The following is a 26,560-nucleotide window of genomic DNA, read 5'->3' as shown; positions in this document are numbered from 1 at the left end:
CGCGGTAGGATGCCTAGCAAGACGAAAGGTTCCCGATCATACTACGAGGAACCTTCCGCCGGGTAGAACATCGAACAGGGAACGGAAGCGTCGGCTGGCCGGCACTCATCCCTGCGCAATCGAAGGAGAACCCGCATGGCATCGCATGGAAACCAGGATTCCGGCCCCGACCTGGAGCAGGGCGTTTCGCTCTCCGACTTCGGCAGCGAAAACCGGCTGCTGGGGCGAGTCGGGAAGAAGGCCGTGGTGCTGGCGCGGGCGGGCGACGAGATTTTCGCGGTCGGCGCCACCTGCACCCATTATTCCGGCCCGCTCGGCGAAGGCATCGTGGTCGGCGATACGATCCGCTGCCCCTGGCATCATGCCTGCTTCAGCCTGCGCAGCGGCGAGGCGCTGAGCGCCCCGGCCTTCGACCCCCTGCCCCGCTGGAAGGTTGAACAGAGGGACGGAAAGGTGTTCGTCACCGAGAAACTGGCGAAGGGCGACGGCGCGGCCAGCCGCGACACCGGCCGCGATCCGCGGCGCATCGTCATCGTCGGCGGCGGCGCCGCCGGCTTCGCGGCCGCCGAGATGCTGCGCCGGCGCGGCTATGGCGGCGACCTGACCATGCTGAGTTCCGACGAAGACGCGCCCTACGACCGCCCGAACCTTTCCAAGGACTATCTGGCGGGAACTGCCGAGGAAGCGTGGATGCCGCTGCGCTCCGACGATTTCTATGCCGACAGCAAGATCGGCCTGCACCTGAGAACCACCGTTTCCGACATCGACACACAAGCCCGTGTCGTGACCACGCAGGACGGGCAAAGCTTCCCCTTCGACCGGCTGCTGCTGGCGACGGGCGCCGAGCCGGTCCGCCTGAAAATCCCGGGCGCCGAGCGCCCGCATGTCTTCACGCTGCGCTCGATGGCGGACAGCCGCGCCATTATCGAGCAGGCCGGCAAGTCGAAATCCGCCGTCATCCTCGGCGCCGGCTTCATCGGCCTCGAAGCGGCGGCCGCCTTACGCGAGCGCGGCCTCTCGGTGCATGTCGTGACGCAGGACACGCAACCCTTCGAAAAGGTGCTCGGCCCGGATCTCGGCAACTTCATCCGCACCATCCATGAGGAACACGGCGTCACCTTCCACCTGAACGCCACCATCGCCAGCATCCAGGAGCGCAGCGTGCTGCTCAGCAACGGGCGCGAAGTGGATGCCGACCTAGTCATCATCGGCGTCGGCGTACGCCCCCGCGTGACGCTGGCGGAAAAGGCCGGCATCGCCACCGATCGCGGCATCCTCGTCGACGAATACCTGGAAACGGACAAGACCGGCATTTTCGCCGCCGGCGACGCTGCCCGCTGGCACGACCTCACCAGCGGCGAGCGCAGGCGTGTCGAGCACTGGGTGATTGCGGAGCGGCAAGGCCAGGCAGCAGCCGAGAACATGCTCGGCCTTCGCCGCCCCTTCCTCGACGTGCCGTTCTTCTGGAGCGCGCATTACGACATGACGATCCGCTATGTCGGCCACGCGACGAGCTGGGACAGGATCGAGATCGACGGCAGCCTTGCCGCGCGCGACTGCATGGTTGGCTACAAGAAGGACGGCCACGTCGTCGCGGTCGCCGCCATCGGCCGCGACCTCCAGGCGCTGGATTGCGAGGCCTCGATGGAGGCCGAGGGCAGGCGCCGGGCCGTCAGCTAGCCACGCGCGGCCGGCCCGACGCCGTCGCGACGACGAAGGCCTCGACGAAGGTGCGTTCGTCCTCGACGGTGGCGACACGGATATCGCGGGTGATCTCGACCCGCGCCTGGTCGGTGCCGGCGCGCTCGGCCAGTTCGATCGCCGCCGCCCGCACATGCGTCTCGGCGGCCTGCATCGCCTCTTCCTCGGTCTCGAAGTCGTCCAGCCGCTCGCCGGCATTGAGCCGGAACAGGCCGGGCTCCGGCTGGCTGACGCGCGCCTCGCTCGACATGCGCACCTGGCCGACCACCGCGCCCAGCGCGTTGGCGACATCGGCGTCGGCGGCCACCTCGCACTCGTTGCCAAGCAGGCGCGGCAGGCCGACATAATGCAGGTGCGCGGAGGCGCCGAGGCCGATCACCGGCCGGTCGAGCGCGATCGCAAGCCGGGCCATGCCGTCGCGCTGGCTTACCGCGCGCTGCACCAGCGGGCTGGCGACGGATTCCTCGCCTTCCAGCCCGTCCTCGGAAAAGACGGTCTCCAGGATGACCTCGGCCGAGCGGCGGGTCACCGCCGTCAGCACCATCTGGCAGAAATCGTCGGCGCTTTCGGCGATCAGGCGCCCCTGTCCGTCGCGCCGGCGGCAGAACGCTTCCGCGCCGAGACGGGCGGCGCCAGCCGTCCAGTTGGCCTGCCGGCCGAGCGCATGGGCGGCATCGGAGGGAGTGAAGCCGATGATGTGCACCAGCCCGCGACCGACGAGGCGGTTAAGGGTCGCCACCTGCGCGTTGGAGGCAAGCAGGCGATCGAGCGGAGCCGGAACCGCGCCGATCTCGGTATAGAGGCGCGCCTCGGTATGGCTCATGCCGGATTCCAGCCGCTGCGGCACGCCGGTGCGCATGGCAAAGCGACCGTCCAGCCGGCTCGGAACCGGGCTGAGCAGTTGCCGGTTCAGGTGCTTCTCGATGATCTCGCCATGCTTCATGGCCGCCAGCGACAGCGGCACCAGCCGGCGCGGGCCAAGGATGAGGGTCGGGGTCAGCGAACGTTCGTGCAACGCCACTTCCGAATCCCCACCCAATCCGAAGGTGCGCATGGCGACCGCCTCGACCATGGTCCTCATGCCGCCGACGGTCGCGCCGTCCGGATCGAGCCGCAACCGGCCGCCGTCGAGCACCGCGATATCGGTGGTGGTGCCGCCGATGTCGGAGACCACGGCATCGTCGAAGCCGGTAAGATGCCGCGCGCCGACCAGGCTCGCCGCGGGGCCGGACAGGATGGTCTCGATCGGCCGCGAGCGGGCGAACTCCGCGGTAATCAACGCGCCGTCGCCGCGCACCACCATCAAGGGCGCCGCAATGCCACGCCTGGCCAGGAAGCCTTCCGTGGCATCGATCAGCCGGTCGATCATCGAGATCAGCCGGGCATTGAGAAGCGTGGTCAGGGCGCGCCGCGGCCCGCCGAGCTTCGACGTCAGTTCATGCGAACAGGTGACGGGCAAGTTGGTGCGCTCGCGCACGAGCGCGCGCGCCGCGATCTCATGCTCCGGGTTGCGCACGGCGAAATAGCCGGCGATGGCGACGCCGGACACGGTCTCGGCCAGTTCCGGCAGCGCCGCCTCCAGCGCCGAAAGGTCGAGTTCGCCGGCATTGCCGTGAACGTCGTGCCCGCCGGGGCAGAACACGACCGGGTCGGAACCGAGCGCCTTGGCGAGGCCGCTACGATCGAGATCGTCCTCGGAAAAGCCGATCATGACCAGCGCGACGCGCCCGCCCTGCCCTTCGACCAGCGCGTTGGTGGCAAGGGTGGTCGACATCGAGACAAGCTTGATCACGCCGGGCTTTATATCCGCCTCGCGCAGGACGGCGTCGGCCGCCCCGGAGATGCCTTCCGCAAGGTCGTGTCGGGTGGTCAGCGACTTTGCCTTGGCCACCACGCCCGCCGCCTCCGACCACAGCACGGCGTCGGTATAGGTGCCGCCGGTGTCGATGCCGAGATAGAGCGAAGAGCCATGGGTCACAGTCACTGTCATTTCTATCGCCTGAAAACTATTGGCGGGATGCGAGACGGGCAGGCATCATCCGCGGACCTGAGGAAAGGCTGGCGCGACCGGCGCTAGAACGGTGCCCACGGGTTGGGCGGCATGATTAGGCAGAGGCATTGCCCTTGTCCCAATAAAAAGCAAGCCAGCCAAGCTTAGCGGTGCCACGGCTGAACGCCACCGTACCGTTAATGCCAGACAAGCATGGTTCATATAGAGTTCGATGCAACTATTTTGCGTGGAGGATTGCGACGTAAGATGGCGCATCCTTGCTTTTGCGGCTGCCGATTTCATGCTTTCCTGCCGAAAGCACGCGGCGGCGACGCCTGCCGCCCCGCGTCTTGCGCAATTTCACGGAAATTCTCGACCGATGGTAGCCTGGAACGAATTGACGAAGGACGAGCAGACGGCGCTCAAGCGCATGAACCGCGGTCCCTACCCCGAACTCGAACCGGCCATGGCCGAACGGCTGATCGGGCTGGGGCTGGCGGAAGCGCGTCCGCGCGGCGTCGGCATCAACCGCGCCGGGCGCGACCTCGTCATCACCACCTTGCTCGCCGCGCGCGAAAACCTGTCGTCGCACGGCTGACACGGGCCCCGCTGCGGCGGCCGGCCCTAGCCGACCACTTCCTTGAGGCCATCCAGCGCATCCTGCACATCGGGGCGACCGTCGTTGTTTTCGGGATAGACGGCATAGGCCGGATAGGTGAACTCCGGCGCGCCCTCTACCAGTTCCAATTCGCCATTGGCTATATGGGACGCCACCGAACTGCGCCGGAAATAGCCCATGCCGCCGGCGCGCAGGATGTAGCTCAGCGCCAACGGGCCAAGCCCGATCAACAGGCCGGATTCGCCGACGGCGGCAGAACTCGCCTCGTGCTGGGCGGCGAAAAGCGGCCCCCAGTCGACATAGACGTAGCTCTTCTTCTCTTCGCCCGCATTCTCGCTGCCGTCCGCCCGCACCAGCACCAGTTGCTCCTCCTGCAACAGTTCCACCCTGAAACCAGGCAAAAGCTTGGGCGCGTAGAGCACCGCGATGTCGAGGACGCCTGTGCGGAGCTGGTCGATAAGCTGATCGGGCACGCCGACATGGGCATGGATGGCGATTTCGGGCTTTGCCTTCTTCATCCACACCAGCCAGTCCAGCAACAGCGGATTCCACAGGCTCAGTTCCCCGCCGACCGCGACGACGCCCGTCCGGCCGAGGGGGATGGCGAGTTGATGGCGCGCACGCTCCCAGATCTGGACGAAGGACTGCGCGAACCGCACGAATTCCCGCCCCGCCGGCGTCAGGTGGGCACCGTTGCGGTTGCGCACGAACAATTGCCGGCCAAGTTCGTCCTCCAGCGTGCGCACGCGCGCGCTCACCGTTGTCTGGGTGACGTGAAGGCGTTCCGCCGCCCGTAAAAAACTGCCCGAATGCACGATTTCCAGAAAAGTCCGGGCGCGGTCGATATCCAAGAAAGTCTCCAATCAATGCAATAAATTTGCACTAACGCTGCATTTAATTCCATTTGTCTTCCCCTTTCAAGCGGAGCACGGTCGCCGAAAGTCGGGTGCGGAGTCTGTCCGTCACCACGGCTCACAACGGTTTGCTGATGCAGAAGAGGGAAATTCCAGTCCGATGAGCGGCGAATACGCCTCGCCTCCATGCTTCATGCATGAGCTGGAGCCCGGCCGCGACCATGCGCCCGCGCCTCGGGATGCGTGGGCCGACGTCGCGCGCTGGCGCCAGGCAGAGCGCAAGCGCCTGCTCGACGCCCGCCTCGCCCTCGATGTCGCGGCGCGCCATGACAGCGCGAACCGCATCGCTGCGGCATTGGATCGCACCATCGGCAAGACCGGCGGCCGCACCGTCAGCAGCTATTGGCCGTTCCGCGGCGAGCCCGACCTGCGCAACTGGTCGATCCGGGTGATCGAGCGCGGCGGCCGCATCGCGCTGCCGGTCGTCATCCGCAAGAACTGGCCGCTGGAATTCAGGGCGTGGACGCCGGGCGACCCGCTGGAGCGCGGCATGTGGAACATCCTGGTGCCGGCGCGCGGGCCGTCCGTGCAGCCCGACATCGTCATCGCGCCGCTGGTCGGCTTCGACGCCGCCAACTACCGCCTCGGCTATGGCGGCGGCTTCTTCGACCGGACGCTCGCCACGCTGCCGCGGCGGGCATTCGTCATCGGCGTCGGCTACGCCGCTTCCAGGGTGGCGACCATCTACCCGCAACCGCACGACATCGCCATGGACGCAATCGTGACCGACGCGTGAATTCAACAGAAAGGCAGGCCGGCCCTGCCTGCGGCAACGATCACCGATCGGTGCCCGTCTCCAGGACCGGAACTTCCCGCAAGAAGGACAAGAAGAAGGCAGGGCTAAAGATATGTCTATTTCCGCAACCGTTCCCGAGGAACACAAGCCCACATTCATGAGAAGGTGGCTGTTCTCGACCAACCACAAAGACATCGGAACGCTTTATCTGGTCTTCTCGATGATCGCCGGCATCCTGGGCACGGGCCTGTCCGTGCTCCTGCGCATGGAGTTGCAGGAACCCGGCTTGCAGATTTTCTCCGATCCTGCGGTCTATAATGTCATCGTCACCTCGCACGGCCTGGTGATGATCTTCTACGTCATCATGCCGGCGCTGATCGGCGGCTTCGGCAACTGGTTCGTGCCGATCATGATCGGCGCGCCGGACATGGCCTTCCCGCGCATGAACAACATCTCGTTCTGGCTGCTGGCGGTATCGTTCCTGCTGTTCATCCTGTCGCTGTTCGTTCCCGGCGCGCCGGGCGTCGACGGACATGGCGGCGGCTGGACCATGTATCCGCCGTTCTCCGAATCCGGACAGCCCGGCCCCGCGGTGGACTTCGTGATCTTCGCCATCCACCTGTCGGGCGCATCCTCGATCCTCGGGGCGATCAACTTCATCACCACCATCTTCAACATGCGCGCACCGGGCATGACCATGCACAAGATGCCGCTGTTCGCGTGGTCGATGCTGGTCACCGCCTTCATGCTCCTGATGGCGCTGCCGGTCCTGGCCGGGGCGATCACCATGGTGCTCACCGACCGCAATTTCGGCACCACCTTCTTCATCCCCGACGGCGGCGGCGACCCGATCCTCTACCAGCACCTTTTCTGGTTCTTCGGCCACCCGGAAGTCTACATCATGATCCTGCCGGGCTTCGGCATCGTCAGCCACGTCATCTCGACCTTCTCCAAGAAGCCGATCTTCGGCTATCTCGGCATGGCCTATGCGATGGTGGCGATCGGCCTGATCGGCTTCGTCGTGTGGGCGCACCACATGTTCACCGTCGGCCTGTCGGTCGACACCCAGCGCTACTTCGCCTTCGCCTCGATGGTCATCGCGGTGCCGACCGGCGTGAAGGTGTTTTCGTGGCTGGCCACCATGTGGGGCGGTTCGATATCCTTCAAGACGCCGATGCTGTGGGCAACGGGCTTCGTGCTCCTGTTCACGATCGGCGGCGTCACCGGCGTCCAGCTCGCCAACCCCGTGCTCGACCGCAACATGCAGGACTCCTACTACGTGGTCGCGCACTTCCACTACGTGCTGTCCCTTGGCGCCGCCTTCGCCATCTTCGCGGGCTTCTACTACTGGTTCCCGAAGATGACCGGCTACATGTACAGCGAGGCGCTGGGCAAGCTGCATTTCTGGCTGATGTTCGTGGGCGTGAACCTGGTGTTTTTCCCGCAGCACTTCCTCGGCCTGGCCGGCATGCCCCGCCGCTATGCGGACTATCCCGACGCCTTCGCCGGCTGGAACTTCATCTCCTCGATCGGTTCCTACATCTCGACGCTCGGCCTGGTGGTGTTCTTCATCATGATCGCCGAGGCCTTCGCCCGCAAGCGCATCGCCAGCGCCAACCCGTGGGGTGTCGGGGCAACGACGCTGGAATGGACGCTGTCTTCGCCTCCGCCCTACCACCAGTTCCAGTCGCTGCCTTATATCCGCTGACGGCTCGGCCCCCAGCGGCCAGCCTCCCCGGAAAGGAAAAGCCCGGCCAGCCCGGGCTTTTCCTTTATGGATCGAGCCTTTTCCGGTCGGGCCGAGCGCCACCCAACCGTTTCTTAAGGGCTCCCCTGCTAGACCTCACTCCCGAAAGAAACCAGACGGAGTCAGTCCGGTGCGGCTTTCCGCAACGATCGCAGTGCAGCCCCCGAGGCTGCACCATGCAGCCGTTTTCCGCCCCTGCCTCCAATCCGGACAGGCCGCGTAATGGCAGCAATTCCCCTGATCGAGGAAACCAGTGGCGGGCCGGCCGGCGCGATGGTTTCGGGCCTTGCGGGCCTCACGCCCGACAGCGCCGAAAACGCGCATATCGAGCTTCTGGCTGGCGAGCGGCCCGAGCGCAAGCTGGCGATCTACCCCGCCTCGGCCGGCTTCGACCTCGTCGAGGAACTCGACCACCTGTGCGCCCGCACGGTCGAGCCGAATGTCTTCTTCAACCCGCGTTTCCTCGCCCCGGCGATGCCGCGCCTGGAAGACCGCGAAGTGCGGCTCGCCGTCATACGCGACGGCGGCGACAGCCGCAGCCGCCTGCGGCTGCTGGTGCCCTTCTCGGTCGAGCGGCCGGTCCTGCCCATAGGCACGCCAATCATGCGCACCTGGGCGAATCCGTTCGGCCCCAGCGGCACGCCGCTCCTCGACCGCGACGATCCGGTCGGCGTGATCGAGGATTTCTTCGCCATGCTGTCGCGCTCGCACCTCAACCTGCCGAAGGTGCTGGCCCTGCCCGACATGCGCCTGGACGGGCCGACCGCGAGCCTGCTGCGCACCGCGGCGGAAGCGCGCGGCCTGATGCTGATCACGACCGGCGAAGTCGAACGTCCCGTGCTGCAAAGCGATCTCGATGGCGAGGACTACCTGAAGAATGCGCTGCGGCCGCACCACTACCGCGGCTTCGGCCGCCTGAAGCGCCGCCTCGGTGAAACCGGCCATCTCGAGCATACCGTGGCGCGCGGCCCCGAGCAGATTCGTCACGCCATCGAAAGCTTCCTTTCCCTCGAGGCCGCCGGCTGGAAAGGCCGCGAACGCACCGCCATGGCGATCGACCGTTACCGGGCGGCCTTCGCCCGTGAAGCCGTGCACAGGCTCGCCGAGCGGGATTTGTGTCGCATCCACTCGCTGGAACTCGACGGGCGCACCATCGCCAGCCTGATCGTCTTCGTCGAACAGGGCGTCGCCTATACGTGGAAGACGGCCTATGACGAGTCGCTGTCGGCCTATTCGCCGGGCACGCTGCTGATGATCGAGGTGACGAAGCAGCATCTCGACGATCCCAACATCGTGGTGACCGATTCCTGCGCGGTGCCGGACCATCCGGTGATGAGCCGGCTGTGGACGGAGCGGCGGCGGGTCGGCACCTTCATCATCGGCCTGACGCCCGACGCGGACCGCCTCGCCCGCCAGGCGGCGTCGCAGCTTCACCTTTATCGCGAAACGCGCAACGTGGCGCGCATCGTGCGCAACCGTGTGAAAGCGTTGCTTCGCAGGCGCTGACCGCCCCCCCCCCGGCCGGGGTCCGCCGGGCTTAACCGATTTGCATCGCGAGCGCCGGCATTCTCTCCTTGAAGCCTCTTGTGCAACGCGATAGGCCGTTCCCATCTTTAGCATGGAGACAGGCCGTGAGCGCTGAGAAGACCAGGACAGAAACCGATACGTTCGGCCCGATCGAAGTCGCGGCCGACCGCTACTGGGGCGCGCAGGCGCAGCGTTCGCTGGGCAATTTCAAGATCGGCTGGGAAAAGCAGCCCACGGCCATCGTGCGCGCGCTCGGCATCGTCAAGCGAGCCGCCGCCGAGGCCAACATGGATCTGGGCAGGCTCGATCCGGCCCTCGGCAAGACCATCGTCGAGGCCGCGCAGGAAGTCATCGACGGCAAGCTCAACGAGCATTTCCCGCTGGTGGTGTGGCAGACCGGTTCGGGCACGCAGTCCAACATGAACGCCAACGAGGTCATCTCGAACCGCGCCATCGAGTTGCTCGGCGGCGTCATGGGCTCGAAAAAGCCGGTACATCCCAACGACCACGTCAACATGAGCCAGTCGTCGAACGACACCTATCCGACGGCCATGCATATCGCCGCCGCCGAGCGCATCGTCCACGACTTGATCCCGGCGCTGAAGCACCTGCATGCCGCGCTCGACGCCAAGGCGAAGGCCTTCGACCATATCGTCAAGATCGGCCGCACCCATACGCAGGACGCCACGCCGCTGACGCTGGGGCAGGAATTCTCCGGTTATGCCGCGCAGGTCGCCTCCTCGATCAAGCGCATCGAACTGACGCTGCCGGGCCTGCAGGAACTAGCGCAGGGCGGCACCGCCGTCGGTACGGGCCTCAATGCCCCGGTCGGCTTTGCCGAAAAGGTGGCCGAGCGTATCGCGAAAATCACCGGCATCGCTTTCACCTCGGCGCCGAACAAGTTCGAGGCATTGGCGGCGCACGATTCCATGGTGTTCACGCACGGCGCCGTCAACGCCACGGCCGCTGCGCTGTTCAAGATCGCCAACGACATCCGCTTCCTTGGCTCCGGCCCGCGCTCCGGCCTCGGCGAACTGGCGCTGCCGGAAAACGAGCCGGGCTCGTCCATCATGCCTGGCAAGGTCAACCCGACCCAGTGCGAGGCACTGACGCAGGTCTGCGTGCAGGTGTTCGGCAACAATGCCGCGCTGACCTTCGCCGGCAGCCAGGGACATTTCGAACTCAACGTCTACAACCCGCTGATGGCCTATAATTTCCTGCAATCGGTGCAGTTGCTGTCCGACGCGGCGGTCTCCTTCACCGATAATTGCGTCGTCGGCATCGAGGCGCGCGAAGACAACATCAAGGCCGCGCTCGAGCGCTCGCTGATGCTGGTAACGGCGCTGGCGCCTACCATCGGCTACGACAACGCGGCCAAGATCGCCAAGACGGCGCACAAGAACGGCACCACGCTGCGCGAGGAAGCGGTCGGCGGCGGCTATGTCAGCGAGGCGGATTTCGACCGCCTGGTGCGGCCGCAGGACATGACGCACCCCGGCTAGGGCGTTTTACGAGCGGCTGGATCACCCGGAACCGCACACGCGGTCGAACGGCCGCCCGGATTTTTCCGGGCGACCGCTGCCTTACGCCCATCTGATCCAAGGGGCGCGCCTATTGTGAACGATCCGTTTTCGGAATCGCATCTTATGTGAACAATCGATTCGATGTATATGGCTCTCATTCAACCTTGGAGAGCCAAAATGTCCATTTCCGTTTCCACTGCCGGTTCCGGCACTTCTTCGAGCGCTCCGGTCGCCGTGCTGGCCGGTCGCGTACTTCTGTCGATCCTGTTCATCATCGCCGGCTACAGCAAGCTGACCGCGATCGGCGGCACCGCCGGCTGGTTCGCCTCGATCGGCCTGCCGATGCCCACCGTTACCACCGTCGTCGTCGGCCTGGTCGAACTGCTGGGCGGCCTCGCCATCCTGGTCGGTTTCAAGACCCGGATCGCCGCCATCGTCCTGGCCGTGTTCACGCTGGCCGCCACCGCTGCCGCCCACCTCGACTTCTCGCAGGCCGGCAACGCCCTGATGCTGCAGAAGAACCTCGCCATCACCGGCGGCTTCCTGCTGCTGGCCGTGCTCGGCGCCGGTTCGCTGTCGATCGACGGCCGCCGCGGCTGATCCCAGCCTTCCCCGCATGAGAAAAGCCCGGAGCGATCCGGGCTTTTTTGATTCTGCCTGCGAGACGAGGCCGCCTAGTCTTCCACCGCCAGCACCAGTTGACGGTTGGCGATCTTCGCCAGTTGCGCCAGGCGGCCGACCGGACGTTCGCCGTACAGTCCGGCGAGTTCGCGCGGCAACACGAGCGCAAGCACGCCGTCGTCCTGCTTTTCCCATTTCAGCCGGGGAATGACGCCGGGCATCGCCGCCGACAGAATGTAGACGACGCGCATCGAGGCCGCCAGCAGGCGGGCGCGTTCCAGATAGCGCGGCGTCGCCAGCGATTGCAGTTCGGCGGCGGAATCGTTGAACAAGCCTTCATGACGGAACAGGTTGGTCAACGCCAGGAAGGCGCGGCCGGGGTGGTCCACGCCGGTGAAGGAAGCATGGGCGATGATGTTGAGCGATTGCTTGCCCCGATATTCCGGATGGGCGCGCCAGCCGATATCCGCGAGCAGGCAGGCTGCCTGCCGGTAGCGCGCCTCGTCCTCCGTCTCGTCGATGCCGAACGCGGCGAAGGTCGTGCCGGTCCACGCCGCCAGCTCGTGGGCGTGGGTGGTGGAACGCGAACGCAGACGGGCAAGTTCCTCGGCCGCCGAGATCAGCGGGTCCGCCTTCTGCAGTTCCGCATCCAGCAGGGAGTACAAAAACCCTTCGCGCACGCCGAGCGCCGACACGATGATCTTCGACGGCTTCATCGCCGCCAGCACTTCCTGCAGCACGATCGCACCATAGGGCAGCAGCGAGCGGCGGTTCTTCGAGATGCCTTCGATGCCCTTGGTCTTTTCCACGTCGCCCTTGGCGACCTGGCGAAGGAAGCTTGCCGCGCTGTCGATGCCGATCTCGTAGTGATGCATGACGCCGAGCGGATAGTTCGTCATCTCCATGTGGAGCCGCGCGAGGTTTCGCCAGGTGCCGCCGACGGCGTAGAACGGCCGGCCCTGCCCGTTCTTCAGCAACCCCGCCCGCGCCACTTCCTCGCGGGCGATGCGGGTCGCCTGGGCAAGAGAGTTTTTGGCCATGTCCTGCAGTCGAAGGCCGCCCAGCGGCAGGGTGATACCGACATCGCGGATCTCGCCCTTGATGTCGACCAGTTCCAGGCTGCCGCCGCCCAGGTCACCGGAAATGCCGTCGACCGGCGTGAAGCCGGAAATGACGCCCAACCCGGAGAAATAGGCTTCCTCATGCCCGCTCAGAACCCGGATTTCAGTGCCGAGCACCTCCTCGGCACGGGCTATGAAATCGGGGCCGTTGACCGCCTCGCGCGCGGCCGCGGTCGCCAGCACGAACATGCGTTCAGCGCCGGCCTGCTCGGAAAGGCAGCGGAAACGGCGGAATTCCGCCATCGAGCGCGTCACCGCCTCCGGGTCGAGCCTGCCGGTCGAAACGATGCCGCGGCCAAGGCCGGCCAGCATCTTTTCGTTGAACAGGACGGTCGGCGAGCGCACCAGCCCCTCATAGACGACGAGACGGATCGAGTTCGAGCCGATGTCGATGACGGACACCGGCAGGCGGTCCTGCAACCGCCCTTGCGATACTGAAATCATTCGCCTGCCGCTGCTTCGATCTGCTTCTTGCGCCGCTTGAACTGCGCAATCCGCTTGGGCGCATGCGATTTCAGCGCGTCTCCCCTGCCCGAGAGGCTCGGATTGGTCATGAAATATTCCTGCGCATTGAACGGCTCTTCGCCGTCTTCCAGAACCACCCGTCGCGAGGTGCCATCCGCCAATACTTCGAAACTCTGCTGGTTGTCCACGATGTTGCCCAGCATGATCTGGCCCAGCACCTGCTCATGCACGGTCGGGTTGGTGATCGGCACCATGGTCTCGACGCGGCGGTCGAGATTGCGCGGCATCATGTCGGCCGAGCTGATATAGACGATGGCCTCGTCGGACGGCAGGCCATGGCCGTTGCCGAAGCAGTAAATGCGGCTGTGCTCGAGAAAACGGCCGACGATCGACTTGACGCGGATGTTTTCCGAAAGCCCCGGCACCTGCGGGCGCAGGCAGCAGATGCCGCGAACCACCAGGTCGACCTCGACGCCGGCTCGGCTCGCCTCGTAAAGCGCGTCGATGATCGCCGGGTCGACCAGCGAGTTCATCTTCATCCAGATGCGGCCTTCCCGCCCCTCGCGCACATGGCCGATCTCATCCTCGATATGCTTCAGGATGCGGCTTCGCAGCGTGAACGGCGACACCGCCAGCAGCATCTCCTGGGTGGGCTCGGCATAGCCGGTGATGAAATTGAATATCTGGGCGACATCGCGCGCAATGGCGGCGTCGCAGGTGAAGAACGACAGGTCGGTATAGATGCGCGCCGTCACCGGATGGTAGTTGCCGGTGCCGAGGTGGACATAGTTGCGCAGCTTGCCTTCCTCGCGCCGCACCACCAGCGACATCTTGGCGTGCGTCTTCAGTTCCAGGAAGCCGAAAACGACCTGCACGCCGGCCCGTTCCAGGTCACGCGCCCAACGGATGTTGGCTTCCTCGTCGAAACGCGCCTTGAGTTCCACCAGCGCCGTCACCGACTTTCCCGCTTCCGCCGCGTCGATCAGGGCGCGCACGATCGGGCTGTCGTTCGAGGTGCGGTAGAGCGTCTGCTTGATCGCCACGACTTCAGGGTCGGCCATGGCCTGGCGCAGGAACTGCACCACCACGTCGAAGGATTCGTAGGGGTGGTGGACGACGATGTCCTTCTCGCGGATGGCCGCGAAGCAGTCGCCGCCATGTTCGCGGATGCGTTCGGGAAAGCGCGGGTTGTAGGGCACGAACTTGAGGTCGTCGCGGGCGATCGCCACGATCTCGGAAATCTGGCTGAGCGCCAACGGCCCGGTCAGCACGCTGATGCGGTTGGAGGCGACGCCGAGCTTGCCGGCGACGAAATCGCGCAGTTCCTCCGGCATCTGGTTGTCGAACTCGATGCGGATCACCGAGCCGCGCCGCCTGCGCTTCAAGGCGGTCTCGAACAGGCGCACCAAGTCCTCGGATTCCTCCTCGACCTCGATATCGCTGTCGCGGATGATCTGGAACGTCCCAGCCCCCTTCACCTCGTAGCCGGGGAACAGCCGGCCGATGAAAAGGCCGACGGCTTCCTCCAGCGGGATGAAGCGGATGTGGTCCTTGCGGTCCGGCAGGCGGATGAACCGCTTCAGCGCCGGCGGCAGGCGCAGCAGCGCGCTCATCTCCTCGCCGTTCTTGCGGTGGCGCAGATCGAGCGCCATCGAGAAGCCGAGGTTGGGAATGAACGGGAACGGGTGCGCCGGATCGATCGAAAGCGGCGTCAGCACCGGAAACACCTGCTCCTGGAAATGCTCTTCCAGCCAGGCTTTTTCGTCCTTGGTCAGCGCATCGCGGGAAATGCTTTCGATCCCCTGCTTGTCGAGCAGTTCCATCAGCACCGAGAGGCTCTTCTGCTGGTCCGCCTGCAGGCGCTCCACTTCGCGCAGCAACTGGTCGAGCTGCTGCTGCGGCGTGCGCCCGTCCGGGCTTTTCAGGGCAATGCCCTGCCGCACCTGTCCGGCAAGGCCGGCCACGCGCACCATGAAGAACTCGTCCAGGTTGGCGGCCGAGATCGACAGGAAACGGACGCGCTCCAGAAGCGGGTGATTCTCGTTCAGCGATTCTTCCAGCACTCGCCGGTTGAATTGCAGCCAGGAAAACTCCCGGTTGACGAAACGGTCGGGATTTCCGTCCTCCGCCACCTCGGTGGCCTTGATGTCGAATTCTCTCTGAACCGGCTTCAGCTCGTTCATGTCCCTGCTCTTGGTTCTCGCGCCCGATGCTGCTTGCCGGCTAACCGGCTCAATCTACCCTGTGCCATGGTTTTGCGACAGTTTCATTTCATCGAACTTGCAAATGTCGGCCTTATGCTCCAAACGCAGGAAGTCCGATCGAATTGAGACGGAGACGAAGATGGCAGGCCACTCCATTCCCCATTTCCAGAACGATGCCGGCCATCCGGCCATCGACATCGGCGTCAAGGAATTCATGTGCGTGGGCGCCAATCCGCCGTTCGACCATCCGCATGTCTTTCTCGATCTCGGCGACGACAGCGAAAAAGTCTGCCCCTACTGCTCGACGCTCTACCGCTATTCGCCCGAACTGAAGCCGACCGAGACGCGGCCGGCCGGCTGCCTCTACATCAATCGGGCCGCCTGACCAGCCATATCCGACCGATCCCGCCGTGACCCGCGACCACGCCCGGCAGATCCTGATCGCCGGAGCCGGCATCGGGGGACTGGCGGCGGCGCTCGCCTTTGCCCGTCGCGGCTTCGAGGTGCGCCTGTTCGAGCAGGCCGCGCAGATCGAGGCCATCGGCGCCGGCATCCAGCTTTCTCCCAACGCCACCCATATCCTCGACCGGCTCGGCGCGCTTGACCGGCTGCTGTCCTGTGCGGTGCAGCCGCAGGCGGTCGTGCTCAAGGAGGCCGGCCGGCTTTCCACCCTGGCCAAGGTCCCGCTGGGGGAGAGCGGAAAGCGGCGCTGGAAAGCCCCCTATCTGGTCGCCCATCGCGGCGATGTGCAGGAAGCCCTGCTGGAAACGGTGCGGCATACGCCGCAAATCGAGCTTTTTACCGACGCCCGGGTCGAGGCCGTGACGCCGGAAGCGCAGGGCGTCACCGCAACGCTGTCGCTTAATGGCCAGAAGGTGCGGGAAAGCGGCTCGCTGCTGGTCGGGGCCGACGGCGTATGGTCGACGGTCCGCGCCCTTGCCGGGGGCCCCGAGAGCCGGTTCACCGGCGAACTCGCATGGCGCGCCACGCTTGCCGCCGAAAGCCCGGCCGGCGCGGCCTTTGCCCGCATCGCCGACCCTTTCTGCGTCACCGCGTTTCTTCATGCCGGCTTCCACCTCGTCGCCTACCCGATGCGCGGTGGTGAGGCATTCAACCTCGTCGCCTTCACCAAGGGCGAGAAAATGGCGCAAGGCTGGTCCGGAAAGGCCGATATCGGCACGCTGCGGCGGGCCATGCGCCATACGGCGCCGGCGCTCGCCGGCCTCGCGGACGAATCCGGGCCGTGGACGGCGTGGCCGGTCCATACCGTCGACCGGCACCGGGCCTGGGCGTTTTCCCAAGGCATCGCCCTGATCGGCGACGCCGCCCATGCGATGACGCCGTTTGCCGCTCAAGGGGCCGCCATGGCGATCGAGGACGCGGCAACGCTGGCGGCGCAGATCGACCGTGCGGGCGTCAATCTCGCCGGCGCGCTGGCTTCGTGGGAGGCGGAGCGCAAGGCGCGGGTGGCCAAGGTCGCCCGGCGCGGGTCGCTCAACCATCTCGCCTGGCATGCGGCCGGCCCGGTGGCGCTGGCGCGCAACCTGATGCTGGCGCTGCGGCCCGGCGACAAGCTTGCCGCCGATCTCGACTGGCTCTACGGCTGGCGCGCGCCGGAATAAACCCGGCGCGCCTCGTTTCTCAGTGCAATATCTGCGACAGGAACAGCTTCGTGCGCTCGTGCTGCGGGTGGTCGAAGAACTCGGCCGGCGTGTTCTGCTCGACGATCTGGCCCTGATCCATGAAGATCACGCGGTTGGCCACCTGCCGCGCGAAGCCCATTTCGTGCGTCACGCACAGCATCGTCATGCCTTCCTCGGCAAGGCTCACCATCGTCTCCAGCACTTCCTTGACCATTTCCGGGTCGAGCGCCGAGGTCGGCTCGTCGAACAGCATGATCTTCGGCTTCATGCACAGCGAGCGTGCAATCGCCACGCGCTGCTGCTGGCCGCCCGACAGCTGCCCCGGATATTTATGCGCCTGCTCCGGAATCTTGACCCGCTTCAGGAAGTGCATGGCGGTTTCCTCCGCCTCCTTCTTCGGCGTCTTGCGCACCCAGATCGGCGCCAGCGTGCAGTTCTCCATGATCGTCAGGTGCGGGAAGAGGTTGAAGTGCTGGAACACCATGCCGACCTCGCGGCGCACCTCGTCGATCTTCTTGAGGTCGTTGGTCAGCTCCTTGCCATCGACCCGGATCGAGCCCTTCTGGTGCTCCTCCAGCCGGTTGATGCAGCGGATCATCGTCGACTTGCCCGAGCCCGAAGGCCCGCAGATGACGATGCGCTCGCCCCGCATCACCTTGAGGTTTATGTCCTTCAGCACATGGAACTCGCCGTACCATTTGTGCATGCCGGTGATCTCGATGGCGACATCGGTAGCCGATACCTGCATCTTTGCGGCATCGACCTCGATCTCTTCCGCGCTGACTGCGTTTTCCGTAGCCATAAGCCGGTTCCCTTTTTCGTTTTATCTGTGGCCGGTATCGAGCCGGCGTTCCATGAACATCGAATAGCGCGACATGCCGAAACAGAACAGCCAGAACACCAGCGCCGCGAACACGAGACCCGAGATCGGCGTCTGCGGCGAGGCCCAGGTGGCGTCGGAAAAATTCTGGCGGACCACGCCGAGCAGATCGAACATGGAGATGATGTAAACCAGACTGGTGTCCTTGAACATGCCGATAAAGGTGTTGACGATCCCGGGGATCACCAGTTTCAGCGCCTGCGGCAGAATGACCAGCACCATTTTCTGCCAGTAGCCAAGGCCGAGCGACTCGGCGCCTTCATATTGCCCCTTGGGGATCGCCTGCAAGCCGCCGCGTACGACCTCGGCCATATAGGCGGCCGCAAACAGCGTCACGCCGATCAGCGCCCTGAGCAGCTTGTCGAAGGTGACCCCCGCCGGCAGAAACAGCGGCAGCATCACGCTTGCCATGAACAGTACCGTGACCAGCGGGATACCGCGCACCGTCTCGATGAAGATGACGCAGACGAGCTTGACCACCGGCATCTCCGAGCGCCGGCCAAGCGCGAGCACGATCCCCAGCGGCAGCGAAATGGCGATACCGACGAAGGACAGCACCAGCGTTACCAGCAGGCCTCCCCACAGCGGCGTCTCGACATGCGTCAGGCCGAACCAGCCGCCGGTGAGAAGCACGAACGCAAAGATCGGGAAGACGAAGAAGAACAGCACCGCGTTCAGGCCCTTGCGCGGCGCTTTCGGGATCAGCAGCGGCACCAGCAGCAGCACGAACATCACCGCCACCAGGATCGGGCGCCAGCGCTGGTCGATCGGGTAGCGGCCGAACATGAACTGCCCGAACTTCGCCTGGACGAAGGCCCAGCAGGCGCCCGACCAGCCGTCCGGCTGGATGCCGCCCTGCGCGGCCGTGGCGCAGAAGGTGCGGTCCGTTCCCGTCCACTGGGCGTTGACGAAGGCCCATTCGAGGAAGGGCGGCAGGAGATAGGCGACCAGTAGCAGGCCGAGAATGGTCAGGACCGAATCGCCCACCGAGGAAAACAGGTTCTTGCGCAGCCAGGCGCCGGTGCCGGCCTCGCTCTTGGGCGCGGCCTGCGCCACCACCATTTCGGCCCGGACGAAGGAAAGATCGTGTTCCTGCACCTTATCTCTCCACCAATGCCATCTTGGCGTTGAACCAGTTCATGAAGGCAGAGGTCACGAGGCTGATGGCGAGATAGACCACCATCCAGATGACGACGATCTCGATCGCCTGTCCGGTCTGGTTGAGCACCGTGCCGCCGGTGGCCACCAAGTCAGGGTAGCCGATGGCGATGGCGAGCGAGGAGTTCTTGGTAAGGTTCAGGTACTGGCTGGTGAGCGGCGGAATGATGATACGCATCGCCTGCGGCACCACCACCAGCCGCAATGTCTGCCGCGCCCGCAGACCCAGCGATTCCGCCGCCTCGGTCTGTCCCTTGCTGACGCCGAGGATGCCGGCGCGCACGATCTCGGCGATGAAGGAGGCCGTATAGAAGGACAGCGCCAGGTAGAGCGACAGGAACTCCGGCTTGATCTGGAAGCCGCCGGTCAGGTTGAAGGTCGACTGCTTGGGCACGTCGAAGCTCAACGGAAAGCCGCTCAGCACGAAAGCCAGGACCGGAAGGCCGACGATGAGCGCCAGCGCCGTCCGGAAGACCGGAAAAGTCTGCCCGGTCGCCATCTGCCGCTGGCGTGCGCGTCGCGCCATGAAAAAGGCGAGTATGACGCCGATCGCGAGCGCGAGCAGGATCAGTTCTGAGCCCTCCCCCCACACCGGGCGCGGAAAATAGAAGCCGCGGTTGTTGAGGAAGCTTTCGAGCGGCAGGTGGATGCTGTCGCGCGCGCCGGGCAGCACCGACAGGACCCCGAAATACCAGAAGAAAATCACCAGCAACGGCGGGATGTTGCGAAACACCTCGATGTAGACGGTGCAGATCTTGCGGATCAGCCAGTTGTGCGACAGCCGGCCGATGCCGACGATAAAGCCGATGATGGTGGCGGTGACGATGCCGGCCGCCGCCACGATCAGCGTGTTAAGGAAACCCACCAGAAGCGCGCGCCCGTAGGTCGAATCCGACGAATAGGCGATCGGGCTTTCGGCGATGTCGAAACCGGCGCGGCTGTTGAGGAAGCCGAACCCCGAAGCGATGTTGGAGCGCCTCAGATTGTCGATGACGTTGTTGACGATCCACCAGCTTGCCGCCACGAGCAGAACGACGACGAGAAGCTGAAAGAATATACCGCGGACCTTCGGGTCATTGATGAAGGAACCGCGACTGGCCTTGCCACCGTCAAGAATCCCTTGCGATGCCATGCACTGGCCTCCCTGTTACGAGGGGCCGGAAGGCGACAGTGTCGCCTCCCGGTGTGCGTTCCGTCCGCGGTCAGCGGATCGGCATGGCGTATTGCAGGCCGCCCTTGGTCCACAGCGCGTTCAGGCCACGCGCGATCTTCAGCGGGCTGCCCGAGCCGACGTTGCGCTCGAACATCTCGCCGTAATTGCCCACAGCCTTGACGATATTGACGACCCAATCGTTGGTCAGGCCGAGGTCCGTACCGATCTTGGTGTCGGCCTCGGTGCCGAGCACGCGCTTGATCTCGGGATTGGGCGAATTCTTCATTTCGTCGACATTGGCCTGGGTGATGCCCAGTTCTTCCGCCTGCAGCAGGGCGTAATAGGTCCAGCGCACGATGTGGAACCACTGGTCGTCACCCTGGCGCACGGCCGGGCCGAGCGGCTCCTTGGAGATGATCTCCGGCAGCACGACATGATCGTCCGGCGCCGACAGCGTCAGGCGAATGCCGTAAAGGCCCGACTGGTCGGTGGTGTAGACGTCGCAGCGGCCCGAATCATAGGCGGCGTTCACCTCTTCCAGCTTTTCGAAGACGACCGGGTTGTATTCCATCTTGTTCGACTTGAAATAGTCGGCAAGGTTGAGTTCGGTCGTGGTGCCGGCCTGCACGCACACCGCCGCGCCCGAAAGCTGGAGCGCCGAGTTCACGCCGGGCAGTTTCTTGGCGTTGATCATGAAACCCTGGCCGTCATAATAGGTGACGCCCGCGAAGTTCAGCCCCAGCGCGGTGTCGCGGTTGATGGTCCAGGTCGTGTTGCGCGACAGGACGTCGATTTCGCCCGACTGCAGGGCGGTAAAGCGTTCCTTGGCGCTGAGCGGCGTGTACTTCACCTTGGTGCCGTCACCGAAAACGGCAGCCGCGATGGCGCGGCAGAAGTCGACGTCGAGGCCCTTCCACTCCCCCTTGTCGTCAGGCGCGGAAAATCCGGCCAGACCGGTCGAGACGCCACACTGGATGAAGCCCTTGGCCTTAACATCGTCAAGTGTGCTCGCCGACGCGGAAGCGGCCATCACTCCAAACGTCGCGGCACCAAGGATGCCGATTGCAATGTGTTTCATGACCCTCTGACCCTTTTCTATAATTATCCAGGCTAACGCCCGAGCTTTATTTCCCACATGAACGCAAGAAGCGTGCCGGCCCACTTCCGGCACGCGGCATCGGGTTGGATGCGCTGGCAGTTCACGGGACGCATCGAAAGCGATTATTTTCGTGAGGTCAAGGAAAATGACCAAATCGCGAAGCGTTTGGAAATCGAATCTACTATCGCCCCAAGGCGTAGCCATCGAGGCCTGTCGGGCAGGAAAACCGGCAAGCGCCATGCTCCCCCGCTTGGCCTAGGCAAAGCCCGATCCTGGCGGCCGGGAAAGGTTGCGTTGGCCAAAAGGCGGCCCTATGCCTAGCCTTGTATCCAACCGAAATTTTTCTTACCGATCGGCACAATAATGGCAAAGAACGGCGCAGACAGCGAAACGGAGATGGGCGTCAACACGCGCCTCGCCCACATCGGCTACAACCCGCGCGACTACCACGGCTTCGTCAACCCGCCGGTGGTGCACGCTTCCACGGTGCTCTATCCCGATGCCGCCACGCTGGTCTCGCGGGGCCAGAAATACACCTACGGCACGCATGGCACCCCGACTTCGGATGCCCTCGCCAAGGCCGTCGACGCGCTGGAAGGCTCCGCCGGCACCGTCATGGTGCCGTCCGGGCTTGCCGCCGTGACCCTGCCGCTGCTCGCCTTCGCCTCGGCCGGCGACCATGTGCTGATCGTCGATTCCGTCTATGGGCCGACCCGGCATTTCGCCGACACCATGCTCACCCAGCTCGGCGTCGAGGTGCAGTATTACGATCCGCGCATCGGCGCCGGCATCGAGGCGCTGATGAGGCCCAACACGACGGTGGTGTTTACCGAGTCGCCCTGCTCCAACACCTTCGAGATGCAGGATATCCCTGCCATCGCCAAGGCCGCGCATGCCGGCGGCGCTGTCGTCATGATCGACAACACCTGGGCGACGCCGCTCTATTTCCGCCCGCTCGAGCATGGCGTCGACATCTCGATCCATGCCGCAACGAAATATCCGGCCGGCCATTCCGATGTCCTGCTCGGCACCGTCTCGGCCAACGAGGCCTGCTGGCCGAAGCTCGATGCGGCCTTCAGCGCGCTCGGCCTGTGCGCCGGGCCGGACGACGTCTACCAGGTGCTGCGCGGCCTGCGCACCATGGGCGTGCGGCTGGAGCATCACCGCAAGAGCGCGCTCGAGATCGCCACCTGGCTGGAAGGCCAGCCGGCTGTCGCGCGCGTGCTGCACCCGGCTCTCGCCAGCCACCCCGATCACGCGCTGTGGAAGCGCGATTTCTCCGGCTCCAGCGGGGTCTTCTCGATCGTATTGGCTGGCGGCGGCCAGAAGGAGCAGCACGCCTTCCTCGACGCGCTGACGATCTTCGGCCTCGGCTATTCCTGGGCCGGCTACGAAAGCCTGGCGGTGCCCGTATTCCTCGGTGACCGCACCGTCATGAAGGAAAAATACGAGGGGCCGCTGATCCGCCTGCAAATCGGCCTTGAAGACGTCGAGGACCTGAAGGCCGACATAGCCAGGGGCCTCGCCGCCATCGCCTGAAAAGGAAATGCGACATGAAGCCGGTGTCCTTTCCCGGCTTCATTTGCTTTAGCGCAAAGAAGGACGCGGCCATTTCGTATCACCTTCGGTGCGGCTGTTCGTTTCGGCTGGCTGGAGAATAGGCAAATGGCTGAAGACGCCGACAAAAAGCGACCCGTCGTAAGCACCGCCCAGGCGGCGAGCGGCGCCGACGAGGACAATACGCTTCTGCCGATGCTGATCGGCGGGCTGATCATGATCATCATCGGCGCCATCGTCCTGATGATGTTCGTGTAGCGCGGCTTGCGCGAAAGCCGCACCCGCGCATGAAAAAAACCCGGCCACCGGCCGGGTTTTTCTTTTCCTGTCCTTGCGGAAGAAGGCGGGCCGCGCGGGCCCGTGCGCCCTTATCCGAAGACGACGGTCTTGTGGCCGTTCAGCATGACGCGCGCCTCGACGTGGGACTTCACGGCGCGGGCGAGCACGCGGCTTTCGACGTCGCGGCCGGCGGCGACGAAATCCTCGGCGGTCATGGCGTGGGTGACGCGTTCGGTCTCCTGCTCGATGATCGGGCCTTCGTCGAGGTCGGGGGTGACGTAGTGCGCCGTGGCGCCGATCAGCTTCACGCCGCGCTCGTAGGCTTGGTGGTAGGGCTTGGCGCCCTTGAAGGACGGCAGGAACGAGTGGTGGATGTTGATCACCTTGCCGTAGAGCCGCTTGGAGATGGTGTCGGACAGCACCTGCATGTAGCGCGCCAGGATAACCAGGTCCGCGTCGGTCTCGCGCACGAGGTTGAGCAGCTTCTCGTCCAGTTCCGGCTTGTTGTCCTTCGTGGCCTTCCAATAATGGTACGGCACGCCTTCCAGCTCGGCGGTGGCGCGGCTGTCTTCGTGGTTGGAAACGATGGCGACCACCTCGGCGTTCAGCCAGCCGACCTTCACCTGATAGAGCAGGTGCAGCAGCGCATGGTCGAACTTGGAGACCATGATGATGAGGCGCGGCTTGCGCGAGCGGTCGGTAAGCGCCGCCTTGATCTCGAACCGGTCGAGCGCCGGCTTCAGCGCCCGATTGATCTCCTCGCCGGTCTTGTCGGAATTGACGGTGAAGGCGATGCGCATGAAGAACTGGCCGGTCTGGCGGTCCCAGTACTGGTTGCTCTCGGCGATGTTGGCGCCGATCGAGGCCAGTTCCGTGGTCACGGCGGAAACGATGCCGGGTTGGTCGACGCAAGTGAGCGTCAAGATGAAGGCGCGATCAGTCATGGGCTACTCGTTCGGTTGAATTCGGAATGCGGGCGGGCTGCCGTCCGACCCGGGACGACGCGATTCCTATACCATGACCAAAAGCGCCGTGGTGACGTTGGCGACACTTTAACGCTGCTTTGCGCCGGGTTTCCGCTAATTGTTCGCCGCAAAACAAGGGCACCGGATTCGTTCGCAACCCGGTGCCCTCGACGCGCCTTGCGTCGGTATCCGGTCTCAGCGCCGGCTGAGCAGGGTGGCGGCGAGCAGGCCGACCACGGCCAGGCCGATGGCGGCGGTGGTGGCGGGGTGCCGGCGGGCCGTGCCTTCGATGGCCCTTGCATGGCTGCGCAACGCCGGCAGATGTTCGCCGATGCGCCCGGCGAGGTCCGAATAGGCATCCTGCGCCGCCTGCCTGCCTTCCTCGTAATAGGCGCCGCCCCGCTTCGCCGCGGCTTTCTTAAGGGCCGCCAGTTCCCTCGAAAGGGACGAAATCTGCCGGTCGAGGTCCAGATCGGTCATGTCGGAGAACGATGCCATGCTTGCCTTCCTTCGTTGCGAGAAGGAAGCCTAACGGCTGGTGGACCCGATGGTTCCAGCCGCCACGGCGAAGGGTCAGCGCACCTGGTCCAGCAGGCGCTTGCACTCCAGGAGATCGAACAGCGCTTCCTGCAGCAGCGCGCGGTTGTCGCGGGAAAGCCTGCCCTCGTCGGCCTGGACCGGGCCTTCCTCATCGCTCTTGCCGAGGCCGAAGAAGCGCCGGCTCGGCTTGACCTTGGGCTGGCCGACCAGCATCTCGTCGTCGGCGCCGCGAGGCTGGGCTGCCGGCGTCAGCGGCACCGCATCGGCCTGCTTGCGCTGGGCGATCGCCTCGACGGCCGCCATGTCGCCATTGCCGATCGCCACCAGGAACTGGTTGCCGTTTTCGCGCAGCAGCTTCTGCACGCCCTTGATGGTGTAGCCCTGGTCGTAAAGCATGGTGCGGATGCCCTTGATCAGTTCGACATCCTGCGGCCGGTAATAACGGCGGCCGCCGCCACGCTTCATCGGCTTGATCTGGGTGAAGCGCGTTTCCCAGAAGCGCAGCACGTGCTGCGGCAGGTCGAGTTCCTCGGCAACCTCGCTGATGGTGCGGAATGCATCCGGGCTCTTGTCCATGGGCGGAATCCTCACGCTGGACGACGACCACACATGATGGTCGAATCGAGCTTTATTTCAACCGTTTGCGTGGCAATATTCAAGCCTCGCATCGCTTGAGCGGCGCGTTATCAACCGCAAGCGGACGCCATGCCTACCCAGACCTACTTGGCGGTCTTGGCCTTGTTGTTCTGATGCGCGCGCAGAATGCGGCTCTTCAGCACGTTGGATGCCTTGAAGGTCATCACCCGGCGCGGCAGGATCGGCACTTCCTCGCCGGTCTTGGGGTTGCGCCCGATGCGCTCGTTCTTCGAGCGGACGTGAAAGGTCGCGAACGAGGACAGTTTTACGGTCTCGCCGCGCACGATGGCCTCGCAAATCTCGTCGAGGACCGCTTCCACCAGTTCAGCCGACTCGGTACGGGACAAGCCTACCTTGCGGTAGACGGCTTCAGCGAGGTCGGCGCGCGTAAGTGTCTTTCCCCCCATGCAACCGTCCCATCCGCATAAAACAAACTATTCAGGAAACGCTACAGCGTAAGTAATTGATCCGGCAAGGTCAAGGACCGAACCGACGGGTTCTGCCCCCTACCAGCGAACCAGCACCGCGCCCCAGGTGAAGCCGCCGCCCATCGCCTCGAGCAGCACCAGGTCGCCCTTCTTGATGCGGCCGTCGGCCACGGCCACCGACAGCGCCAGCGGCACGGATGCCGCCGATGTATTACCGTGCAGGTCGACCGTCACCACCACTTTTTCCTCGGCAATCCCAAGCTTCCTGGCCGAAGCGTCAATAATCCGTTTATTCGCCTGGTGCGGCACGAACCAGTCGAGGTCGTCGGCGGTGATGCCGGCCTCGGCGAAGGTCGCCTCGATGACGTCGGTGATCATGCCGACCGCGTGCTTGAACACCTCGCGGCCTTCCATCCGCAGATGCCCCACGGTGCCCGTGGTCGAGGGACCGCCGTCGACATAGAGCTTGTCCTTGTGCACGCCGTCGGAGCGCAGGCTGGCGGCCAGCACGCCACGGTCGGCAACCGTGCCGGCGCCCTCGCCCGCCTCCAGCACCACAGCGCCGGCGCCGTCGCCGAACAGAACGCAGGTCGAACGGTCGCTCCAGTCGAGAATGCGCGAAAAGGTTTCGGAGCCGATCACCAGCGCGCGCCTAGCCAGGCCGCCGCGAAGATAGGCATCCGCGGTCGCCATCGCATAGACGAAGCCCGAGCACACCGCCTGCATGTCGAAGGCGAAGCCATGGTGCATGCCGAGCCGGTTCTGGATTTCGACGGCGGTCGCGGGAAAGGTGTTGTTGGGCGTGGAGGTCGCCAGCACGATCAGGTCGATGTCGGCCGGCGTCAGGCCGGCATTGGCAAGAGCTCCCCGCGCCGCCGCCTCGCCCAGCGAGGCCGTCGTCTCGTCTTCGGCCGCGATATGGCGCTGGCGGATGCCGGTGCGCTGGACGATCCACTCGTCCGACGTCTCCACCATGCCTTCGAAATCGGCATTCTTCATGATGCGGCGAGGCAGCGCAGCACCAGTGCCTCGCACAAGCGATCTGATCAAGGGT

24 protein-coding genes are annotated in these 26,560 nt (G+C 64.9%); 11 read left to right on the top strand and 13 right to left on the bottom strand.

Annotation, left to right across the window (positions count from 1 at the left end; genetic code table 11):
- Positions 1 to 135: 135 nt before the first annotated feature.
- Positions 136 to 1,680: an FAD-dependent oxidoreductase gene (locus tag ACFOHJ_RS16845; protein ID WP_378222438.1), complete on the top strand. Its 1,545-nt coding sequence runs from the start codon at positions 136 to 138 to the stop codon at positions 1,678 to 1,680.
- Here ACFOHJ_RS16845 and ACFOHJ_RS16840 read toward each other — a convergent pair.
- Complete coding sequence (locus ACFOHJ_RS16840; RefSeq protein ID WP_378222437.1) at positions 1,673 to 3,691, bottom strand: hydantoinase/oxoprolinase N-terminal domain-containing protein; 2,019 nt, start codon at positions 3,689 to 3,691, stop codon at positions 1,673 to 1,675. The genes ACFOHJ_RS16845 and ACFOHJ_RS16840 overlap by 8 nt on opposite strands.
- A gap of 379 nt (positions 3,692 to 4,070) precedes the next feature.
- Between ACFOHJ_RS16840 and ACFOHJ_RS16835 the strand changes: the two genes are divergently transcribed.
- Positions 4,071 to 4,289 carry a hypothetical protein gene (locus ACFOHJ_RS16835; protein ID WP_378222435.1) on the top strand — a complete coding sequence of 73 codons (219 nt, stop codon included), beginning with the start codon at positions 4,071 to 4,073 and terminating at the stop codon, positions 4,287 to 4,289.
- 26 nt (positions 4,290 to 4,315) lie between these two features.
- On the opposite strand, the gene ACFOHJ_RS16830 is transcribed toward ACFOHJ_RS16835, so the two are convergent.
- Positions 4,316 to 5,161 carry a LysR family transcriptional regulator gene (locus ACFOHJ_RS16830; protein WP_378222433.1) on the bottom strand — a complete coding sequence of 282 codons (846 nt, stop codon included), beginning with the start codon at positions 5,159 to 5,161 and terminating at the stop codon, positions 4,316 to 4,318.
- A 163-nt stretch (positions 5,162 to 5,324) separates the two neighbouring features.
- Here ACFOHJ_RS16830 and ACFOHJ_RS16825 point away from each other — a divergent pair, with 163 nt between their 5' ends.
- From ACFOHJ_RS16825 to ACFOHJ_RS16805, 5 genes are all read left to right on the top strand, one after another.
- On the top strand, positions 5,325 to 5,960 hold the full coding sequence (locus ACFOHJ_RS16825) for a 5-formyltetrahydrofolate cyclo-ligase (RefSeq protein WP_378222432.1): 636 nt from the start codon (positions 5,325 to 5,327) through the stop codon (positions 5,958 to 5,960).
- A 112-nt stretch (positions 5,961 to 6,072) separates the two neighbouring features.
- A complete protein-coding gene (gene ctaD / locus ACFOHJ_RS16820) occupies positions 6,073 to 7,668 on the top strand; it encodes a cytochrome c oxidase subunit I (protein WP_378222430.1) in 1,596 nt (531 codons plus the stop codon).
- Between the two features lie 261 nt (positions 7,669 to 7,929).
- Positions 7,930 to 9,213, top strand: a complete 1,284-nt coding sequence (locus ACFOHJ_RS16815; protein WP_378222428.1) for a GNAT family N-acetyltransferase — start codon at positions 7,930 to 7,932, stop codon at positions 9,211 to 9,213.
- A gap of 125 nt (positions 9,214 to 9,338) precedes the next feature.
- A complete protein-coding gene (gene fumC / locus ACFOHJ_RS16810) occupies positions 9,339 to 10,736 on the top strand; it encodes a class II fumarate hydratase (protein WP_378222426.1) in 1,398 nt (465 codons plus the stop codon).
- Between the two features lie 198 nt (positions 10,737 to 10,934).
- Positions 10,935 to 11,357, top strand: coding sequence for a DoxX family protein (locus tag ACFOHJ_RS16805; protein ID WP_378222425.1), 423 nt, complete (start codon positions 10,935 to 10,937; stop codon positions 11,355 to 11,357).
- Positions 11,358 to 11,431: 74 nt separating this feature from the next.
- Here ACFOHJ_RS16805 and ppx read toward each other — a convergent pair whose 3' ends face one another.
- On the bottom strand, positions 11,432 to 12,943 hold the full coding sequence (ppx, locus tag ACFOHJ_RS16800; protein WP_378222423.1) for an exopolyphosphatase: 1,512 nt from the start codon (positions 12,941 to 12,943) through the stop codon (positions 11,432 to 11,434).
- Positions 12,940 to 15,147: an RNA degradosome polyphosphate kinase gene (locus ACFOHJ_RS16795; RefSeq protein ID WP_378222421.1), complete on the bottom strand. Its 2,208-nt coding sequence runs from the start codon at positions 15,145 to 15,147 to the stop codon at positions 12,940 to 12,942. Before ACFOHJ_RS16795 ends, ppx begins: the two co-directional genes overlap by 4 nt.
- A 160-nt stretch (positions 15,148 to 15,307) precedes the next feature.
- Here ACFOHJ_RS16795 and ACFOHJ_RS16790 point away from each other — a divergent pair, with 160 nt between their 5' ends.
- Together ACFOHJ_RS16790 and ACFOHJ_RS16785 are read left to right on the top strand one after the other, a co-directional pair.
- A complete protein-coding gene (locus tag ACFOHJ_RS16790; protein WP_378222419.1) occupies positions 15,308 to 15,553 on the top strand; it encodes a zinc-finger domain-containing protein in 246 nt (81 codons plus the stop codon).
- A gap of 25 nt (positions 15,554 to 15,578) precedes the next feature.
- Positions 15,579 to 16,790, top strand: coding sequence for an FAD-dependent monooxygenase (locus ACFOHJ_RS16785; protein WP_378222418.1), 1,212 nt, complete (start codon positions 15,579 to 15,581; stop codon positions 16,788 to 16,790).
- A 19-nt stretch (positions 16,791 to 16,809) separates the two neighbouring features.
- On the opposite strand, the gene ACFOHJ_RS16780 is transcribed toward ACFOHJ_RS16785, so the two are convergent.
- From ACFOHJ_RS16780 to ACFOHJ_RS16765, 4 genes are all read right to left on the bottom strand, one after another.
- The gene (locus tag ACFOHJ_RS16780) at positions 16,810 to 17,613 is read right to left on the bottom strand and encodes an amino acid ABC transporter ATP-binding protein (protein ID WP_378222416.1); all 804 of its coding nucleotides are present in this window, start codon (positions 17,611 to 17,613) and stop codon (positions 16,810 to 16,812) included.
- Between the two features lie 21 nt (positions 17,614 to 17,634).
- On the bottom strand, positions 17,635 to 18,789 hold the full coding sequence (locus ACFOHJ_RS16775) for an amino acid ABC transporter permease (protein ID WP_378222415.1): 1,155 nt from the start codon (positions 18,787 to 18,789) through the stop codon (positions 17,635 to 17,637).
- 1 nt (position 18,790) lies between these two features.
- Positions 18,791 to 19,981, bottom strand: a complete 1,191-nt coding sequence (locus ACFOHJ_RS16770; RefSeq protein ID WP_378222413.1) for an amino acid ABC transporter permease — start codon at positions 19,979 to 19,981, stop codon at positions 18,791 to 18,793.
- A 70-nt stretch (positions 19,982 to 20,051) separates the two neighbouring features.
- Positions 20,052 to 21,080 (bottom strand): amino acid ABC transporter substrate-binding protein, encoded by a 1,029-nt coding sequence (locus ACFOHJ_RS16765; protein ID WP_378222411.1) that lies wholly within the window; start codon positions 21,078 to 21,080, stop codon positions 20,052 to 20,054.
- A gap of 384 nt (positions 21,081 to 21,464) precedes the next feature.
- Here ACFOHJ_RS16765 and ACFOHJ_RS16760 point away from each other — a divergent pair, with 384 nt between their 5' ends.
- On the top strand, positions 21,465 to 22,640 hold the full coding sequence (locus ACFOHJ_RS16760; RefSeq protein WP_378222409.1) for a cystathionine beta-lyase: 1,176 nt from the start codon (positions 21,465 to 21,467) through the stop codon (positions 22,638 to 22,640).
- Positions 22,641 to 22,766: 126 nt separating this feature from the next.
- A complete protein-coding gene (locus ACFOHJ_RS16755; protein WP_378222408.1) occupies positions 22,767 to 22,916 on the top strand; it encodes a hypothetical protein in 150 nt (49 codons plus the stop codon).
- Positions 22,917 to 23,026: 110 nt separating this feature from the next.
- On the opposite strand, the gene purU is transcribed toward ACFOHJ_RS16755, so the two are convergent.
- From purU to ACFOHJ_RS16730, 5 genes are all read right to left on the bottom strand, one after another.
- Positions 23,027 to 23,881 carry a formyltetrahydrofolate deformylase gene (purU, locus tag ACFOHJ_RS16750; protein ID WP_378222406.1) on the bottom strand — a complete coding sequence of 285 codons (855 nt, stop codon included), beginning with the start codon at positions 23,879 to 23,881 and terminating at the stop codon, positions 23,027 to 23,029.
- Between the two features lie 216 nt (positions 23,882 to 24,097).
- Positions 24,098 to 24,400 (bottom strand): hypothetical protein, encoded by a 303-nt coding sequence (locus tag ACFOHJ_RS16745; protein ID WP_378222405.1) that lies wholly within the window; start codon positions 24,398 to 24,400, stop codon positions 24,098 to 24,100.
- A gap of 75 nt (positions 24,401 to 24,475) precedes the next feature.
- Positions 24,476 to 25,018: a MerR family transcriptional regulator gene (locus ACFOHJ_RS16740; RefSeq protein ID WP_378222403.1), complete on the bottom strand. Its 543-nt coding sequence runs from the start codon at positions 25,016 to 25,018 to the stop codon at positions 24,476 to 24,478.
- A gap of 143 nt (positions 25,019 to 25,161) precedes the next feature.
- Positions 25,162 to 25,485 carry an integration host factor subunit alpha gene (locus tag ACFOHJ_RS16735; protein WP_378222402.1) on the bottom strand — a complete coding sequence of 108 codons (324 nt, stop codon included), beginning with the start codon at positions 25,483 to 25,485 and terminating at the stop codon, positions 25,162 to 25,164.
- A gap of 99 nt (positions 25,486 to 25,584) precedes the next feature.
- Positions 25,585 to 26,556 (bottom strand): beta-ketoacyl-ACP synthase III, encoded by a 972-nt coding sequence (locus tag ACFOHJ_RS16730; protein ID WP_378222400.1) that lies wholly within the window; start codon positions 26,554 to 26,556, stop codon positions 25,585 to 25,587.
- Between the last annotated feature and the right edge of the window lie 4 nt (positions 26,557 to 26,560).

This window comes from Aquamicrobium soli, assembly GCF_042646345.1.
Lineage (GTDB): Bacteria > Pseudomonadota > Alphaproteobacteria > Rhizobiales > Rhizobiaceae > Mesorhizobium > Mesorhizobium soli_A.
This window is presented reverse-complemented; position numbering and strand designations above follow the sequence as displayed.

Excerpts from the sequence above, each read along its gene's own strand:
- ACFOHJ_RS16760 (WP_378222409.1), top strand. The coding sequence starts at position 21,465 with ATGGCAAAGAACGGCGCAGACAGCGAAACGGAGATGGGCGTCAACACG.
- ACFOHJ_RS16780 (WP_378222416.1), bottom strand. The coding sequence starts at position 17,613 with ATGGCTACGGAAAACGCAGTCAGCGCGGAAGAGATCGAGGTCGATGCC.
- ACFOHJ_RS16840 (WP_378222437.1), bottom strand. The coding sequence starts at position 3,691 with ATGACAGTGACTGTGACCCATGGCTCTTCGCTCTATCTCGGCATCGAC.
- ACFOHJ_RS16815 (WP_378222428.1), top strand. The coding sequence starts at position 7,930 with ATGGCAGCAATTCCCCTGATCGAGGAAACCAGTGGCGGGCCGGCCGGC.
- ACFOHJ_RS16745 (WP_378222405.1), bottom strand. The coding sequence starts at position 24,400 with ATGGCATCGTTCTCCGACATGACCGATCTGGACCTCGACCGGCAGATT.
- ACFOHJ_RS16825 (WP_378222432.1), top strand. The coding sequence starts at position 5,325 with ATGAGCGGCGAATACGCCTCGCCTCCATGCTTCATGCATGAGCTGGAG.
- ACFOHJ_RS16735 (WP_378222402.1), bottom strand. The coding sequence starts at position 25,485 with ATGGGGGGAAAGACACTTACGCGCGCCGACCTCGCTGAAGCCGTCTAC.
- ACFOHJ_RS16740 (WP_378222403.1), bottom strand. The coding sequence starts at position 25,018 with ATGGACAAGAGCCCGGATGCATTCCGCACCATCAGCGAGGTTGCCGAG.
- ppx (WP_378222423.1), bottom strand. The coding sequence starts at position 12,943 with ATGATTTCAGTATCGCAAGGGCGGTTGCAGGACCGCCTGCCGGTGTCC.
- ACFOHJ_RS16795 (WP_378222421.1), bottom strand. The coding sequence starts at position 15,147 with ATGAACGAGCTGAAGCCGGTTCAGAGAGAATTCGACATCAAGGCCACC.
- purU (WP_378222406.1), bottom strand. The coding sequence starts at position 23,881 with ATGACTGATCGCGCCTTCATCTTGACGCTCACTTGCGTCGACCAACCC.
- ctaD (WP_378222430.1), top strand. The coding sequence starts at position 6,073 with ATGTCTATTTCCGCAACCGTTCCCGAGGAACACAAGCCCACATTCATG.
- ACFOHJ_RS16835 (WP_378222435.1), top strand. The coding sequence starts at position 4,071 with ATGGTAGCCTGGAACGAATTGACGAAGGACGAGCAGACGGCGCTCAAG.
- ACFOHJ_RS16805 (WP_378222425.1), top strand. The coding sequence starts at position 10,935 with ATGTCCATTTCCGTTTCCACTGCCGGTTCCGGCACTTCTTCGAGCGCT.
- ACFOHJ_RS16790 (WP_378222419.1), top strand. The coding sequence starts at position 15,308 with ATGGCAGGCCACTCCATTCCCCATTTCCAGAACGATGCCGGCCATCCG.
- ACFOHJ_RS16845 (WP_378222438.1), top strand. The coding sequence starts at position 136 with ATGGCATCGCATGGAAACCAGGATTCCGGCCCCGACCTGGAGCAGGGC.
- ACFOHJ_RS16755 (WP_378222408.1), top strand. The coding sequence starts at position 22,767 with ATGGCTGAAGACGCCGACAAAAAGCGACCCGTCGTAAGCACCGCCCAG.
- ACFOHJ_RS16765 (WP_378222411.1), bottom strand. The coding sequence starts at position 21,080 with ATGAAACACATTGCAATCGGCATCCTTGGTGCCGCGACGTTTGGAGTG.
- ACFOHJ_RS16770 (WP_378222413.1), bottom strand. The coding sequence starts at position 19,981 with ATGGCATCGCAAGGGATTCTTGACGGTGGCAAGGCCAGTCGCGGTTCC.